Genomic DNA, 15590 nt, shown 5'->3' on the forward strand with positions numbered 1-15590 from the left:
CCGGCCCCGGGCCGTTTCCGCGCGCCCGCGCTACCGGCGCGCGGGCCGCTCCGGAGCCGGGGCGGCCCGCACCGGGCGCAGTCTCGCGCACGCCCAGGTGACGGGGACGCTCGCCGCCACCACGAGGAGGCCGACGAGTACCGCGCGTCCCGCGCCGCCGCCGGAGACGACCCCGCCACCGGCCAGCGCTCCGGCGGCGATCCCCGCGTTGACCGCCGACGCCGGCAGGGTCGAGGCCAGTTCGCGCCCCGGGCCTGCCAGCGAGGCGACCCGGTACTGGAGCGAGGGGACGAGCCCGAAGCCGACGAGGCCCCACAGGGCGAGGGCCGCGGCGGCCACCGGAGGGGCCTGACCGGCGAGGTGCAGGAGCGCGAGGGCGGCGACGAGAGCGAGGTTCGCCGCGACGAGGGTGCGGGCCGCGTCGCGGTCGGCCGCCCGGCCTCCGGCGAAGGTGCCGACGGCCGTCGCCGTTCCGTAGACGAGAAGGAAGACGCTGAGCCGGGCACCGGAGACGCCGGTGACGTCCTCCAGGAACGGCGTGATGTAGGTGAACGCGGTGAACTGGCCCCCCATCAGCAGGAATCCCACGCCGAGCTGCGCGAGGACGCGGGGGGCCAGGGCGTGCCTGCTCTGCGTCCACAGCCCGCCCGCTCCCGCCCCGGCCACGGGCGGAACGCACACGACGACGGCGGACAGGGCCAGCGCGCCGAGGACGACGACGGCGGCGAACGCCGCGCGCCACCCCAGGTGCTGGGCGGCGAAGGTGCCCAGCGGCACGCCGAGAGCGGTCGACACGGCGATGCCGCCGAAGACGACGGAGATCGCGCGTCCGGCGCGCTCGGGCGGCACCAGCCTGGTGACGACGGTGAAGGCGACGCCGAGGAAGAGTCCTTGCAGGGCTCCCGTGAGGGCTCGCGCGGCGAGGAGGACGCCGAAGTCCGCGGCGAGGGCGGCCACGAGGTTCCCGCCCACGTAGCCGCCCAGCGCGCACCACAGCAGGAGGTGCCGTCGCACGCGGATGGTGAGCGCGGTCAGGAGCGGCCCGCCGAGACAGATGCCGACCGCGTACGCGGTGACCAGCGTGCCCGCGGTCTCCGTCCCGACGTGGAGATCGCGGGCGACGAGCCGCAGGAGGCCGACGACGACGAGTTCGGCGCTCCCCATGACGAACGTCGCGAGGAAGAGGGCGCCGAGTGCCGGGCCGGGGCGGGGCCCCCGCCTGCTGGTGAGGTCCGCCATGTCAGCGCCAGAAGTTCTTCCTGGCGTCCCGCAGTCCCTGGAAGGAGTCGAGGTCGGGGACGGTCCATCCGTCGAGGTCGTACTCCTGGAGGCACTGTTCGGCGAAGCCCTTGTAGCTGTCGAGCTGCCCGGTCTCCAGCTGCGTCATGTAGATGTCGCCGCGCACCGACTCGTGGTTGCCCGAGTAGTTGCGCTCGTACAGCTCGTGGCGGCCGCCGAACTCGGTGCCCACCGCGTCCCACAGCAGCTTCATCAGCTTCACCCGGCTGACGGCGTCGTAGCCGTTGGACCCGCGTACGTACTTGTCGAGGTACGGGCGCACTTCGGGGTTCTTGAAGTCCTCGGCGCTGGAGTTGACGTAGATGAGGCCGCTGGCGACGTCCTGCTCGATGATCTCCTTGATGCGCGGGTAGCCGATGGTCATGAACCAGCGGTAGGCCATGCCGTACTCCAGCCGGGGCAGCAGCGCGCCGTCCTTCCACTCCTCCGGGTTGCGGGCGGAGGCGTCGGTCAGCGCCCAGAACATGTTGCGCCAGGCGAGGACCTCGCCGACCCGCGCCTGGATGCCCCGGAAGTCCTGGGTGCCGGTCATCTCGACGGCCTTGGCGAGCAGCCCCGCGATGAAGTCGATCTTGACGGCGAGGCGGACGCAGCCGTGGAAGGTCAGACGCGGGATGAAGCCGGACTTCGGCGCGAAGCCGTTGACCTTGTCCACGTCGCCGTACAGGAAGACGTTCTCCCAGGGGATGAGCACCTTGTCGAGAATGAAGATGGTGTCGTTCTCGTCCAGGCGCGAGGAGAGCGGGTAGTCGAAGGGGCTGCCCATCACCGCGGCCGTCGCCGCGTACGAGGGGCGGCAGATGAGCTTGAGCCCGGGGGCGCCCATCGGGATGGTCGCGACGAGCGCGAACTCCTTCTCCTTGAGCGGGAGGCCGTAGTGGGAGATGAAGTTGTAGTGCGTGATGGCGGAGCCGGTCGCCACGACCTTGGCGCCGCTCACGACGAGTCCCGCGTCGGTCTCCTTCTCGACGTGGACGAAGACGTCCTTGACCTCCTCCGAGGGGCGGTGCCTGTCCACCGGAGGGTGGATGATCGCGTGGTTCCAGAAGAGCACCTTCTCCTGGGACTCGCGGTACCAGCGCACGGCGTTGTCCTGGAACGGCGCGTAGTAGTCGGAGTTGGCGCCGAGCGTGCCGAGGAAGGCGGCCTTGTAGTCCGGGCTGCGCCCCATCCATCCGTAGGTCATCCGCGCCCACTCGGCGATCGCGTCCCGGTCCTCGACGACGTCCTGGACGCTGCGCGGGGTACGGAAGAACTTGTGCGTGTAGCCGTCGCTGCCGGTGTCGGTGCGGGTCGTGAGGACCTCGCGGCGGGCCGGGTCGTGCAGGGCGTCGTACAGGCGGGCCGTCATGCGCGCGGAGTTGGCGAACGCCGGGTGCTTGGTGACGTCGTCGACGCGTTCGCCGTAGATGTACACCTCGCGGTCGTCCCGCAGGCTCTGGAGGTACTCCGCACCGGTCAGCGGCCGAGTGGTGCGGGCGCCCTCTTCCGGGGCCGCGCCCTGTCCCTGGTCAAGCGTCATGATGTGTCCTTGTCCGGTCGTGGCGGTCAGTGGCCCAACGGGGAGTACCGCGAGGCGAGGCCCTGCGCCCACACGCCGTCCGCCGGCCCGTCGAGGGTGCCGGTCCACGCCTGGTGCGCCGGGGCCCTGTGCAGGGCGCGAAAGGCGCCCTTGTGGAAGACGAGGGGCTCCGCGTCGCCCACCGAGAAGGCGCGCACCTCGGCGACGTGGAGCACGTGGTCCCCGCCGTCGTACGCGGCCCAGGGCACGCAGTCGAGGTGGGCGGCGCAGCCGGCCAGCCGCGGCGGGGCGCCCGGTTCCCAGGGGAGCGGGACGTCGGCGGGCAGGGGGCGGCCGGCGAAGTGCAGCGCGAGCCCGCGCTGGTGCTCGGCGAGGATGTCGACGCCGAACGAGGGCGTCTCCAGGAGGAGGCCGCACATCCGGCTGCGGCGGTCCAGGGACACCATCACGAGCGGGGGCGTGAGGGACACGGAGACGAACGAGCCGACCGTCGCGCCGTGCACACCGTCCCCGTGCGAGGTGGTGACCACGGTCACCCCGGTGGCGAAGCGGCCGAGGCAGTCACGAAAAAGGCGCTCTGCGTCTGCCACCTGTACTCCTCGGAAAGGTCGATTCCTCGAATTCAGCGATTTCCGTGCATCGGCATGGTGGCAGCGATCGCTGAAGGATCGATCAAAGGAAAGGGCCGGGTTTTTCTCCGCAATATCCAGGAGCCCGCGGCGATTGACACCCGTGACGGACTCCGCCTGTAATTCCGTCTCGGACTGAAATTCCGACACGAGGTGGGCCAACATGAGACTTCAGGTAGAGCTGACCGACGCACTCCAGGACTACGTGGCCGACGTCTCTCTGCGCGAGCCCGAGGTGCTGCGCGAACTGCGCGCGGAGACCTCGCGGCTGCCGCTGCGCCTGATGCAGGTCTCGCCCGAGCAGGGGCAGTTCCTGCGCACCCTGCTCAAGGCGATCGGGGCCAGGCGCACGCTGGAGATCGGCGTCTTCACCGGCTACAGCCTGCTCTCCACCGCCCTCGCGCTCCCCGCGGACGGACGGGTCGTCGGGCTGGACATCAGCGAGGAGTGGGGCGCGATGGCGCTCGACTACTGCAAGCGGGCCGGAGTGACCGACAAGGTCGATCTGCGCATAGGCGACGCCTGCGCCTCGCTCGACCACCTGCTGAAGGAGGAGAACGCCGCCGGTACTTTCGATTTCGTCTTCATCGACGCGGACAAGGAGAACTACGCCGCGTACTACGAGTACGGGCTTCAGTTGCTGCGTCCCGGCGGCCTGATCGTCGTGGACAACGTGCTGTGGCACGGCGCCCTGCTCGACGAGTCGGCCCAGGATTCCGAGACGCGGGCGCTGCGCGATTTCAACCCGCGGCTGCACCACGACGAACGGGTGGAGCTGAGCCTCATTCCTTACGCCGACGGCCTGACCTTCGCGGTCAAGCGCTGAACCGGCGCGCGGGCGTGGCCCGCCCCGGGGAACACCGGGGCGGGCCACGCGTCCCGCGTCACGGCGTGTGCCGGGTCACGGCAATCGCACGGACTGGGTGTGCCGGAAGAAGTTCTTCGGGTCGTACGTCTTCTTCACCTGCTGGAGACGCGGGTAGTTGTCCTTGTAGTAGAGCGTGTACCAGGGCGTGGACGACTGGTTGTACCGCGGATCGTTCAAGTCGTTGTCCGGGTAGTTGACGTAGCAGCCGTCGGTGACGTCGTTCGGGACCGGGACACCGCCCGTGCTCGCGTACACGTCGGCGTAGCACTGCCGGTTCCAGGCGATGTAGTCGGCGTCCTGGGCCGGGTCGTTCCACAGCGACATCCACATCATCTTGAAGAACGCCTCGCGGTGCGGGTAGCCGGTGGCCGAGGGGGCGGGGCGGTTCACCTCCCCGCCGTAGGAGCTGAGGGTGATCGAGGCGCCGGGCAGGGTGGCGTCGGTGGTGAGGTGCCGCCACAGGGCAGCGAGTTGCTCGTCGGGGAAGAGCGCGCGCATGTAGGAGGACTTGTACTCCTGCCGGTACGTCGGGTCGGTGAGGTTGGTGTTGGTGATCCCGAGGTACCGGGTGGCCTCCAGCCAGGGCAGCCGGCGCGGCTCGGCGTACTCGGCCATCGCGCCGAACTCGGCGAAGCGACGGGTGACGGCGCCCGTGCGGACGTCGACGCCCTCGCCCATCGCGGCGAGGAAGTCGTCCAGCATCGCGCGGGCGTGCGGGACGGTCGCGTCGACCTGGGTCACCATCGCCATCTGGCCGCTCGACCTGTGGGTCAGGACCAGGAAGCTGGCGAGGGCCAGTTCGGGGGCGCCGAGCGCGCTGTGCGTGGTGAACCAGCGTGCGTAGTTCTGCACCAGGCGGGAGAACTTCGCCTCCGTCATGCTGTCCCACGGCCAGGACACGGCCGAGAGGTAGACCTCCTGGGGCGGCTTGGGCAGCAGCTTCTTCGGGTCGGTCCCCGTGGCCCCGGGGGTACGGAACCAGTACCGCGTGACGACGCCGAAGTTCCCGCCGCCGCCGCCCGCGTGGGCCCACCACAGCTCGCGGTGGGGGTCGTTCCTGTCGCTCGTCGCGACGACGGTGCGCACCTTGCCGTCCGCGCCCACCACGACCACCTCGACGGCGTGGAGGTAGTCGATGATCAGCCCGAGCGGACGGCACAGCAGGCCCCAGCCGCCGCCGCTGACGTGGCCGCCCGCGGCGACCGAGTAGCAGATTCCGCCGGGCACGGTGACGCCGTAGACCTCGTAGAGCAGGGTGTAGACGTCCAGGAGCTGTGCGCCCGTCTCGACGGCGAAGGCCCGGCGGCCCGCGTCGTAGGAGACCTTGTTCAGCCGGGAGACGTTGAGCACCACATCGACGTCCGGGTGGAAGACGAAGTCCTCCAGGCAGTGACCGCCCGACGTGACCGTCAGCCGCTTGCCCGCGGTCACCGCCGCCTGTACGACGCCGGCCACCTGCGAGACGTCGTCCACGAGGTGCACCGCCTCGGGGCTGCCCACGTAGCGGCGGTTCGCGCCGTGCACGAGTTCCCCGTACTGCGCGTCCGAGGCCGTCACCTTGACGGGGCCGAAACCCGTCGCCGTCCTGGCCTCCCGCGTCGTCGCCGCGTGTGCCTGCCCGCCCAGCGCGCCGCCGAGCGCGGCCGTGCCGCCCATCGCCGCCGCCGTGGTGAAGAGTCGTCTGCGGCCTATCCCGTCCTTGCTGCTCACCTTGGTGTGTTCCCTTCTCGCACGCGGCGCCCGACGCGCCCTCCTTGCGCGGCGACAGTACGAATGAGCCATCCCGGAAACACCCCGGATCTTGCGTTCGAATCCGCAGCGGGCGCGCGCGGAGGGAACCGGTACGGAGGGGAACGCCCGGCAGGGGGCGCCGCCGGATACCACCGCAAGATGGGGAGTGTCGGCGCCGAAAGGCGTTGCCACCATCGACTCCAGGCCGATTCATCCCACTGGAAGGAGGCGGGGCCGGTGACGGTCAGCGTCGGTGAGGTCTACGAGAACCCGCGGTGCAGGGAGCGGGTGGTGATCAGGACACCGTCCTCGGAGACGGGCGGCGCCCGCACCGTGATGGATGTGTACTCGGAGCCCGGCGGAGCCGTGTCGGGCGCGCACGTGCACCCGGTGAGCGAGGAGCGCTTCACGCTGGTACGCGGCAAGGTCGCCTTCCTCATCGGCGGGCGGCCCGTGACCCTGGACGAGCCGGGGCAGAGCGTGCTCATCCAGCCCGGCATCGAGCATCGCTGGTGGAATTGCAGTGGTGAGCGGGCCTTTCACATCTGCGAGGTGCGCAAGAACAGCGACCGCTTCGAGCAGCTCGTCCTGCGCCAGCTCTTCGGACTCGCGCAGGACGGCAAGACCACCCCTGAGGGCATGCCGCGGCTGTTGCAGCAGGCGGTGACCACTCTTGAGTTCGGTGACGTCGTCCGCTTCACCACCCCGCCGTGGGTTCTTCAGCGCACGCTGTTCACCGTCCTGGCCCCGGTCGCCCGGCTGCTCGGCTACAAGGGCTGCGACCCCGAGTACCTGGAGCGCAAGCCGTCCGAGACCGCGGAACTGGAAGAGCTTCCCGAAGAGGTCTTGCGCTGGCACCGCTGAGCCGGCGCCGAGAGGGACCGCAACACCTTGGCGCCGAGCGGTGTTCTTCCTGACGAGAGCACAGCGCACCGCGCTCCTCCCCGCCGAAGGGCGGGGCCCACCACCGATGAGGGAACTCAATGGATCTGCAGCTTTCCGGCCGCGTCGCCGTTGTGACCGGCGCCTCCAAGGGCATCGGCCTGGCCGTCGTCCGCACGCTCCTCGAAGAGGGCGCCAAGGTCGTGGCCACCTCGCGAAAGAGCACTCCGGAGCTGGACGCCTTGGCCGGCCCGAACCTCGTGCACGTCTCGGCCGACTTCATGGACGAGGACGCCCCCGCGCAGGTCATCGCCCGCGCCGTGGAGCAGTTCGGCGGCCTGGACATCCTCGTGAACAACGCGGGCGGCCCGCCGCCCGGCGTGACCCTGCCGCGCGGCTCGTTCCTGCACGCCTCCGACGAGGAATGGCGTGCCATGTTCGAGTTCAACCTCTTCTCGGCCGTGCGCGCCATCCGCGCGGCGCTCCCGCTCCTCCAGGAGCGCGGTGGTGGCGCGATCGTGAACGTCTCCTCGGGCAACGCCCGGCAGCCCTCGCCGATCAACGTGGACTACGGCGCGGCGAAGGCGGCCCTGAGCAACGTCACGAAGGTGCTGTCCGGCGAGTTCGCGCCGCAGGGCATCCGCGTGAACACGGTCTCGCCCGGTGTCGTCCGTACCCCGTGGTGGACCGACGAGGGCGGGGTGGCCGACATGATCGCCTCGCAGGCCGGCACCGACAAGGACAGCGTGCTCAACACCGTGGTCCCGGAGATGCTGAACCTCTCCACGGGCCGTTTCGTCGAGCCGCAGGAGGTGGCCGACGCGGTCGTCCTCCTCGCCTCCCCCCGCTCGGGCAGCACGACGGGTGCCGACTTCGTCGTGGACGGCGGGCTCCTCAAGGAGCTCTGAGCAGGACCTCGCGGGGTCCTGGCCCGGCCTGGCCCCCGCACACACGCTGCCTCGCCGCCCGCGGCGGGGCAGCGTCTTCGCCTGATCAGGCGTCCGCGCCGGGCTCCCCCGGCGCCGCTCGCGGGTGCGGACGGGCGTCACCGCCCCGCTTCTTGCCGCAGCCGTGCAGCCGCAGCCGCGTGGCCGCACCCGTGTAGGCCCACCCGCGTGGCCGCACCCGTGTAGGCCCACCCGCGTGGCCGCACCCGTGTGGCCCCAACCTGTGTGGCCACACCCGTGTAGCCGCTTCTTCCAGCGGCCGGTTTCCCCGCCCACCCGTACACCCTCCCGCGCGCGCCGCGTCGGACCGGGCGCGTGCCGGGAACCCGCACCTCGCGCCCCGGCCGCCACGCCCGGCGCCCGGCGCCCGGCGCCCGGCGCACCGCGGCCCCGGTCCGCCCACGCGCGAGGCCGCCGCGTGCTCCCGCCTCTCCTCTTCACGCGCCGTGCCCCGTGCCGGGCTGTGCCCCTTTCGTTCCTCGGGCTGAGCCGGGTCCTCCGGCGGCCCCGGGTCACCGCGAAGACGGACCCGGGGTGCCGTGGAGACCGCCGCCGCCCCGCCACGCGCCTCACCCCGGAGTCGTCATGCCTTCGCGCAGCCCTGCCCGCCCCCCTGCCCCCTCCGCGCCGCCGCGCCTCGACCGTCGCCTGCTCGTGCTGACCGTGCTGGCGCCCTTGCTTGCCAACGCGGACGCGGGTGTGGTCGCCCTCGCGCTCAGCGACATCCGGCGCGAGCTGTCGATGTCCCTGGCCGCCGTGCAGTGGGTCACCACCGTCTACGTCCTGCTGGTCGGCGGACTGCAACTGCTCGGCGGGCGGCTGACGGACCTGGCCGGGGCCAGGCGGCTCTTCCTCGGCGGGCTGGGCGCCTTCGCCCTCCTGTCCGCCGCGTGCGGAGCCGCGCCGAACGGCCCTGTCCTCATCACGGCGCGCGCCGGGCAGGCCGTGGCCGCCGCCGTCCTCGTGCCCGCAGCGATGGCGCTCCTGGTGACGGCCGCCGCTCCCGGGCAACGGGCACGGGCGCTGGCGCTGTGGGCGGGCGCGGGCGGCGCGGGGTCCGTGGGCGGCGTCCTCCTGGGCGGGCTCGCCGTGGGAGGGCTCGGCTGGAGGTGGGCCTTCTCCCTCAACGTGCCGCTGGTCCTCGGGGCACTCGCCCTGGCGCGTCGCGCCCCGCTGCCCGACACGCCGCGCCCGGACCGTACCCGGCTCGACCTTCCCGGGGCCGCCGCCCTCACAGGCGCTCTGCTCTCCCTCGCCTATGCCCTCCTGCGGCTGGCCGGACACGGGCCCGACCCGGCCGCGGCCGGCGCGGGCGCGGGGGCCGGGCTGCTCGGTGCCGCCTTCCTGCTCCGTCAGCCCCGGTGTGCCTTTCCACTGGTCCCGCCCTCATTGCTCCGTGACAGGGCACTCGTGCGCGGGACGGCGGGGATCGCGCTGGTGTCCGCTGCCGCCGCGCCCGTCACCTTTCTCGGGGGCATGCAGTTGCGCGAGGTCCAGGGGTACTCGGCGGCGGGCGCGGGACTGGCGCTCCTGCCGATGGCGGGCGGGATCTTCTTCGTCGGCCGGTGGTGTGCCTCCCTGCTCGCCCGGCACGGGGCGCGGCTGCCGTGCGTCCTGGGGTGCGCTCTCGTGGGAGCGGGCCTCCTCCTGCTCTCCGTCCGCTCCTCGGGCGCCGGTTACGCGAGCGGCATGCTTCCCGGGCTCGTGCTCGCGGGCTCGGGACTGCCACTGGTCTGGATGTCCTGCGAGTTCGTGGCGCTCGCCCCGCGCGCGGGCACCGTGGCGCCCACCGGGCTGGCCGCCGGGGTGGTGCAGTGTGCCGGGCAGCTGGGCACCGCGCTGGGGGTCGTGCTCGCGACGGCGGTGTGCGCGCGAGGAGCGGGAGGCCCCGCGGGGGCGGGGCAGGCGTTCGCCGCCGCGGCCCTGCTCATGGTGCCGGCCCTGGCGGGCGCCCTGTGCACGGGGCGCGGCCGTTTGCGGCGCGGGGGGACCGGACCGGACTCAGATGCGTATGAGGCCGCCGTCGGCGAGGGGCGGAAGCGGCGGCCCGGGGGCGGTGGGCTCCGCGAGCAGGTCGCACGAGAGCCGGCTGCTGGTCCCCAGGGAGTGCTCCAGGCGGGGATGCCCGGTGAGCATGTCGGTGTAGAGGTGCTGCGGGAGTTCCGAGGGCGTCGTGCCGAGTTCCTCGCGCAGCCGGGCCCGGAGTCCGTGGTACACGCGCAACGCGTCCGCCTGCCGTCCTGAGCGGTACAGGGCGAGCATGAGGTAGGTGGCGAGTCCCTCGTGGGTGCCGTGCCGGTGCACGAGGGCGGTGAGTTCGCCGAGAATCTGGTGGTGCCTGCCGAGCCGTAACTCGGCGAGGAGCCGCTGGCCGACCAGGTCGAGCCTGTCCCGCTCGGCGAGTTCCACGGCGGCGCGCAGCAGGGGCCCCGTGGGGACGTCGACCAGCATCGGGCCGCTCCACACCAGCTCGGCGGCACGCAGTCGCTCCGCGGCCTCCGCCGCGTCGCCGTGCTCCAGCACCGCCCGGGCGTCCCTGGCCCCCTTCTCGTACCTGTGCAGGTCCAGTTCGTCCTCGCGCAGTTCCAGCAGGTAGCCCTGGTCGTGGGTCCGAAGGCGGCCCCGGTCCCTGCCGGGTCCTCTCCGCGAGCCGTTGAGGGCACGGCGCAGCTGCATGACGTACGTGTGCACGGCCGCGACGGCGCTGGCGGGCGGGTGGTACTCCCAGATCTCCTCACGTATGTGCGCCACGGAGACGACACGGTTCGCGTTGAGGGCGAGCAGGGCCAGCAGTTGGCGCTGTTTCGGCGCGGTCGGTGTCTTGTGCCGGTCGTCGTCGTACACGCTCATAGGTCCGAGGACTCGGAAGTCCATCGCTTCCCCCATCGTTGTCCGAGCACCGATCGCCGGGAGGTCACCCCGTCGGGCCAGGTGGTGTCCCGGTTCGGCATCCAGCGGATTGGACCACAGATCGCGGCCCCTCGCACCGGCCGCGTCCGGCATGAAACGCGGCTCACACAAGGGGTGTTGACCGCGAGGGTTCTCTCGTACCCGCGTGGATCACGGTGTGCCCGTCAGCCTCGCCCACAGCGCGTCGGGGTCGCCGGGATCGTGGGTGCCGCGCCAGGCGACGTGCTGGTCGGGGCGGACGAGGACCAGGGGCCGCTCGTACACCTCGCGTGCGAGCGGGTCGTCGAGACCGAGGGTGCGCAGGGGGACACCGCGCCGCAGCGCCGCCGCTTCGAGCCCGGAGGCTGCGGGGGCGCGGGGGCCCAGTCTCAGGAGGGTGAAGCCGGGACCGAACCGGTCGAAGAGCGAACTGCCCTCCGTCCGCCGCCCGTCGAGCCAGAGGTGGGGGGCGCGGCCGCCCGGCACGGCGGAAGGCGTGTACGTGGCGAAGGAGTCGGGGCCGGGGGCTGAGCCGTCCTCGGCCACCACGGGCGAGCCGTCGTAGCGGGCGCCGAGTTGCACGCCCAGGGTCTCCAGGGTGCGGGTGCCGTATGCGGCCAGTTCCGCGCCTGTCTTGGCGCGCGCCGCCTGCCCTGCGGCCGAATCCTCCTCCAGGAGAGCCGGGCGAGCGATCGCGCCGAGCCCTTGGCCGAGGGTCCTGGCGGCGTGCGTGTTGCGCAGGGCTGTCGGCCGGCGCTCGATGCCGTAGCTGTCCAGGAGCCGGGGCCCGGCCCAGCCCTGAACGGCGGCGGCGAGCTTCCAGGCGAGGTTGGCCGCGTCGTCCATGCCGGTGTTCATGCCGAAGCCGCCGTTGGGGGTGAAGAGGTGCGCGGCGTCACCGGCGAGCCGTATCCGGCCGGTGCCGAAGGACTCGGCGACCAGGGCGGCGCCCGCGGTCCAGGGCCGGTGGCTCAGTACCTCGACGGGCAGCGGCCGTCCCGCCGCCCGCCGTACGAGCCCGGCGAGGTCCGCCGCGGTCGCGGTGTCGGGGTCGACGGAACTCGTGAGCAGGAAGAACTCGTCCACGCCGTTGAGGGCGATCAGGTTGAGGGCCAGCTCGCTGTTGACGGCCCAGTTGCTCCACGCGGCGCGGCCGCCGAGGAAGTCGCGGTAGAGCGTGGGCACGCGCAGGTGGGCCGCGGTGGACCTGCGGCCGAGTACGTCCTGGTCGAGGGTGCCCTCGCCCTCGTACCTGATGCCGAGGTGACGGCGCACGACGCTGTGCCCGCCGTCGCACCCCGCGACGTATCCCGCCCTGACGGTCCGTTCGCCGCCTTCGTGCCGGACGTCCACATCGACGTGGGCGGCGTGCTCGCGCAGCGCGGTGACCGTGTGCCCGAAGCACAGCGTGATGCGGGGCCGGCTGCGGGCGTGGTCGCGCAGGAGTCGCTCGACGTACATCTGGTTGGCCCGGTGCATCGGTTCGGGGGTGGGGTCCGCGCGGTCCGCCGTCTCACGGCGCCGCAGGACCTCCGCCGTTCCCGGCCAGGGCAGGAGGGCGAGGGGGTGGGCGTCGTAGCGGGTGGAGAAGGAGATCCCGGCCGCGTGCCCGGCGGGCAGCCCGAGGGCCCGGACGCGCTCGGCGAGGCCGAGCCGGCGGTAGTGCTCCATCGTCCGCGCGCCGTGCGTGCTGCCCCGGGGCTGGGCCGGCACGTTCTCCTGCGCGTCGAACACCACGCAGGGGACGCCGTGCAGGTCCAGGAGCAGAGCGAGCAACAACCCGACGGGCCCGCCGCCCACGACGGCTACCGGGGTGGTGAACGAAGTGTCCATCCGATGCGGCCTCCAGCCCTTTCCCGAGGGGAACAGCCGTGATCGTCGCAGGCCATTCTGAAGAACGAAGCAAGATCGCCCGGCCCTTTTCCATCGGCCCTTTAGCAGCCGCCCGGAGACTTCTGGTCGCACCTTTCCGACCGCTGGGTGTCCTGGGCCGCGCCATCTCGCCGGGTCGACGAATTCGGCGCGTCACTGCGAAGTGTGAGGTATTCCAATGTTCTTGTTCGGTACACACAGGTCGGCCGCCCAGCGGCTGCGCCTGTACACCAACCGAGGGCTGGGCGCGGGGAACTTCTTCTGGCACGCCTGGCGCGTCGCCACGGACCGGGACCGTCCCCTGCTGTTCCACCCGGACGTCGGCTCCCCGGCGTGGGCGGAGGAGGAGCCGCGGGGTGTCTCGCTCAACGACATCCGTAGGGCCGCGATCCGCTACGCGCACTGGTACCGCGAGCGGGGCGTGCGGCCCGGGTCCCACGTGGGGCTGCACACCCGCGACGGGCTCCTCGGCCTCGTCCACCACATCGCGATCACCGGTCTTGGCGCGGCCGCCGTGCACTGCAACCCGAAGATGGCGCCCGCGACGGCCGCGGAGTACTTCCTGCGCACCCGCGTGACCGTGCTGGCCGGCGACGCGGACCTCCTCAAGGGGTTGCGCGATTCCTGGGACGCCACGCCGGGGGCGCACCAGCTCCCGGAGGTGGCCGACATCGCCGCCCTCGCGAGCACCGCTTCCGCGCCGCCGGGCCGGTTGGCGGACTTCCCGCACCGGCACACCGACGACGACCTCGTCATGATCTCCCACTCCTCGGGGACCACCGGGCGGCCCAAGGCCCCGGTGTTCCACCACGGTTCCTTCTTCGCGGGCAAGCGCGAACGGCTGTGGACCTTCCCCTCCTCCCGCTCCGACCGGCTGCTGACAGCGCTGCCGCACAGTCACTCGGCGGGGATCAGCTACCTCAGCATCGCCATACTCCTGGGCATCCCGACCCTGATACTCGACGACGCCGACGGCGCCGGGACCGCCTCGGCGATCAACCTGTTCCGTCCCACCACCGTCCTGGCCTTCCCGCTGACCCTCGCGGAGATCCGTCCCGGGGACATCAGGCCCGCGTCCGCCCGGCACCTCCACACCTGGCACGGGATGGGCGACGCCTCCCACGAGCGGCACATCCGGCCGCTGATCGCGCTGGGACAACGGGTGTCGGGGGGCAGGACGCTGGAGGGCTCGCGCTACCTCGACGGGCTCGGTTCCTCCGAGATGGGCATGGTGCTCTTCAAGCAGGCGTACGACCCCGGGACGACCCGCTACGCGCGGCACATCGGGGTCCCTGCCAAGGTGGTGCGCAAGGCCGCGGTGCTGGACGAGCGAGGCCGCGAGCTGCCCGACGGGCAGGCCGGCCGCCTCGGGGTGCGCGGCGCGAGCGTGACCGCCGGATACCTGGACGACCCCGGGCTGACCGAGGAGTCGACCGTCAACGGCTATTTCCTCACGGGCGACATCATGCGCCGCGAGAGCGACGGGACCTGGTACCACCTGGACCGCACCCCCGACGTGATCCACACCGCCGGAGGACCGGTGTACAGCCTGCCCGCCGAGGAGGTCGTGCTGCTCGCGACGCAAGCCCTGGACGCGGCGGTCGTGGCGGTCGAGGACCCCGCGTCGCCCGGTCACGCCCTTCCCCTCGCGGTGGTCCTGCTCCACGAGGGCGAGGAGGGGGACCCGGCGCGGTTCCTCGCCGCGTGCGACGCGGCCCTGGAGCGGGAGGGTCTTCCCCGGCTCGGCGGACTGCTCCTGGCCGCCGACCGCTCCGAGCTGCCCGTCGGTGTGACGGGCAAGGTCCTCAAGCGCACCCTGCGCGAGCGCCACCGCTCCGCCCTGGCCCGCACGGGCGACCCGGCGCTCGCCGTGTCCACCGCCGTACGAGAGGACTGATCATGGCCGGAACGGAGACCACAGCGGCGCGCCGGGTGGTGGAGCTGATCACGGGGACCTGGCGGGCCCAGGCGCTGCACGCGGCCGCCGCCCTGTCGCTGCCCGACCACATCGCGGCGGGACACGGCACGGTGTCCGCGCTCGCCGATCGCACCGGCGCGAACGAGGACGCGCTCGCCCGCCTGACACGGCTGCTCGCCGCGCTCGGCGTCCTCGCGGGCGACGAGGAGCACGGCTACCGGCTCACCGAGGTGGGCGCGCTGCTCACCGGCGACGGCGAACAGTCGATGCGCGACATGGTGCTGCTGTACGGCGAGGAGTTCCACCGCGCCTGGGGCGCGGTCGTGCCCGCCGTGCGGAGCGGCACGTCCGGCTTCGCGCACGCGCACGGCGTCTCGCTGCACACGTACTTGCGCGAACAGCCGGGCGCGGGACCGCGCTTCCTGCGCGCGATGAACGCGGGGAACGTCTTCTTCCCCGAGGTGGCGGCCGCCTTCGACTTCACCCGGGCGCAGAGCGTGGTCGACGTCGCCGGGGGCAGCGGGCTGCTGCTCGCCGCGGTCCTCAAGGCGCACACGCACCTGCGCGGCACCGTCTTCGACCTGCCGCACATGCTGCCGGTGGCGGAGCGGTACCTCGGGGACGTGGTGGACTCCGGCCGCTACGAGACGGTCGCGGGCGACATCTTCGACAAGGTGCCCGCGGGGCACGACGTCTATCTGCTGTCCCGCGTGCTCCAGGACTGGGACGACGAGCACTGCGCCACGCTGCTCGCCAACATCCGCGAGGCGATGCCCGGGAGCGGACGGCTGCTGGTCCTGGACCGCGTCATCGCCACGGAGGGCGAGCCGCCGGTGCTGCCGCTCCTGTGGGACCTGCACCTCCTCATGGCGGCGGGCGGGCGCGAACGCACCCTCGACGGGTACCGCTCCGTGCTGCACGCGGCGGGGCTGCGCCTGGAGAGCACGCACGCCCTGTCGCTGGAGACGACCCTCCTGGTCGCCGCCCCCCTCTGACGAGGTCGGCGTCCCTCCGCCTTCGGCCCCTCAACACT

General features: G+C 72.5%; 11 protein-coding genes and 1 pseudogene. 6 read left to right on the plus strand and 6 right to left on the minus strand.

Annotated elements, in window-relative coordinates:
* Window positions 1–30 precede the first annotated feature (30 nt).
* From ACQYWQ_RS02245 to ACQYWQ_RS02255, 3 genes are read right to left on the minus strand one after another with little or no spacing between them, the layout of a single operon-like run.
* Window positions 31–1239 (minus strand): MFS transporter, encoded by a 1209-nt coding sequence (locus tag ACQYWQ_RS02245; RefSeq protein WP_431032175.1) that lies wholly within the window; start codon window positions 1237–1239, stop codon window positions 31–33.
* 1 nt (window position 1240) lies between these two features.
* Window positions 1241–2821, minus strand: a complete 1581-nt coding sequence (locus ACQYWQ_RS02250) for a 4-hydroxyphenylacetate 3-hydroxylase family protein (RefSeq protein WP_431032176.1) — start codon at window positions 2819–2821, stop codon at window positions 1241–1243.
* A 26-nt stretch (window positions 2822–2847) separates the two neighbouring features.
* Window positions 2848–3411 carry a flavin reductase family protein gene (locus ACQYWQ_RS02255; protein WP_431032177.1) on the minus strand — a complete coding sequence of 188 codons (564 nt, stop codon included), beginning with the start codon at window positions 3409–3411 and terminating at the stop codon, window positions 2848–2850.
* A gap of 202 nt (window positions 3412–3613) precedes the next feature.
* Between ACQYWQ_RS02255 and ACQYWQ_RS02260 the strand changes: the two genes are divergently transcribed.
* Window positions 3614–4276, plus strand: coding sequence for a class I SAM-dependent methyltransferase (locus ACQYWQ_RS02260; protein ID WP_431032178.1), 663 nt, complete (start codon window positions 3614–3616; stop codon window positions 4274–4276).
* Between the two features lie 75 nt (window positions 4277–4351).
* Here ACQYWQ_RS02260 and ACQYWQ_RS02265 read toward each other — a convergent pair whose 3' ends face one another.
* Window positions 4352–6028, minus strand: coding sequence for an FAD-binding oxidoreductase (locus ACQYWQ_RS02265; protein WP_431032179.1), 1677 nt, complete (start codon window positions 6026–6028; stop codon window positions 4352–4354).
* 258 nt (window positions 6029–6286) lie between these two features.
* Here ACQYWQ_RS02265 and ACQYWQ_RS02270 point away from each other — a divergent pair, with 258 nt between their 5' ends.
* The 3 genes and pseudogenes from ACQYWQ_RS02270 to ACQYWQ_RS02280 all read left to right on the plus strand — a co-directional run.
* Window positions 6287–6913, plus strand: a complete 627-nt coding sequence (locus ACQYWQ_RS02270; protein ID WP_431032180.1) for a cupin domain-containing protein — start codon at window positions 6287–6289, stop codon at window positions 6911–6913.
* A 119-nt stretch (window positions 6914–7032) separates the two neighbouring features.
* On the plus strand, window positions 7033–7839 hold the full coding sequence (locus ACQYWQ_RS02275; RefSeq protein ID WP_431032181.1) for an SDR family NAD(P)-dependent oxidoreductase: 807 nt from the start codon (window positions 7033–7035) through the stop codon (window positions 7837–7839).
* Window positions 7840–8463: 624 nt separating this feature from the next.
* A pseudogene (locus tag ACQYWQ_RS02280) lies at window positions 8464–9711 on the plus strand (MFS transporter); the annotation flags it as partial.
* A 168-nt stretch (window positions 9712–9879) separates the two neighbouring features.
* On the opposite strand, the gene ACQYWQ_RS02285 reads toward ACQYWQ_RS02280, so the two are convergent.
* On the minus strand, window positions 9880–10752 hold the full coding sequence (locus ACQYWQ_RS02285) for an AfsR/SARP family transcriptional regulator (protein WP_431032182.1): 873 nt from the start codon (window positions 10750–10752) through the stop codon (window positions 9880–9882).
* 186 nt (window positions 10753–10938) lie between these two features.
* On the minus strand, window positions 10939–12600 hold the full coding sequence (locus ACQYWQ_RS02290; protein ID WP_431032183.1) for an FAD-dependent monooxygenase: 1662 nt from the start codon (window positions 12598–12600) through the stop codon (window positions 10939–10941).
* A 217-nt stretch (window positions 12601–12817) separates the two neighbouring features.
* Between ACQYWQ_RS02290 and ACQYWQ_RS02295 the strand changes: the two genes are divergently transcribed.
* Together ACQYWQ_RS02295 and ACQYWQ_RS02300 are read left to right on the plus strand one after the other, a co-directional pair.
* On the plus strand, window positions 12818–14536 hold the full coding sequence (locus ACQYWQ_RS02295) for a class I adenylate-forming enzyme family protein (protein WP_431032184.1): 1719 nt from the start codon (window positions 12818–12820) through the stop codon (window positions 14534–14536).
* 2 nt (window positions 14537–14538) lie between these two features.
* Entirely contained in the window at window positions 14539–15552 is a 1014-nt protein-coding gene (locus ACQYWQ_RS02300) for a methyltransferase (protein WP_431032185.1), read from the plus strand.
* Window positions 15553–15590 lie beyond the last annotated feature (38 nt).

Source organism: Streptomyces sp. P6-2-1 (assembly GCF_050613165.1).
Lineage (GTDB): Bacteria > Actinomycetota > Actinomycetes > Streptomycetales > Streptomycetaceae > Streptomyces.

Excerpts from the sequence above, each read along its gene's own strand:
- ACQYWQ_RS02245 (WP_431032175.1), bottom strand. The coding sequence starts at position 1,239 with ATGGCGGACCTCACCAGCAGGCGGGGGCCCCGCCCCGGCCCGGCACTC.
- ACQYWQ_RS02250 (WP_431032176.1), bottom strand. The coding sequence starts at position 2,821 with ATGACGCTTGACCAGGGACAGGGCGCGGCCCCGGAAGAGGGCGCCCGC.
- ACQYWQ_RS02260 (WP_431032178.1), top strand. The coding sequence starts at position 3,614 with ATGAGACTTCAGGTAGAGCTGACCGACGCACTCCAGGACTACGTGGCC.
- ACQYWQ_RS02275 (WP_431032181.1), top strand. The coding sequence starts at position 7,033 with ATGGATCTGCAGCTTTCCGGCCGCGTCGCCGTTGTGACCGGCGCCTCC.
- ACQYWQ_RS02285 (WP_431032182.1), bottom strand. The coding sequence starts at position 10,752 with ATGGACTTCCGAGTCCTCGGACCTATGAGCGTGTACGACGACGACCGG.
- ACQYWQ_RS02290 (WP_431032183.1), bottom strand. The coding sequence starts at position 12,600 with ATGGACACTTCGTTCACCACCCCGGTAGCCGTCGTGGGCGGCGGGCCC.
- ACQYWQ_RS02295 (WP_431032184.1), top strand. The coding sequence starts at position 12,818 with ATGTTCTTGTTCGGTACACACAGGTCGGCCGCCCAGCGGCTGCGCCTG.
- ACQYWQ_RS02300 (WP_431032185.1), top strand. The coding sequence starts at position 14,539 with ATGGCCGGAACGGAGACCACAGCGGCGCGCCGGGTGGTGGAGCTGATC.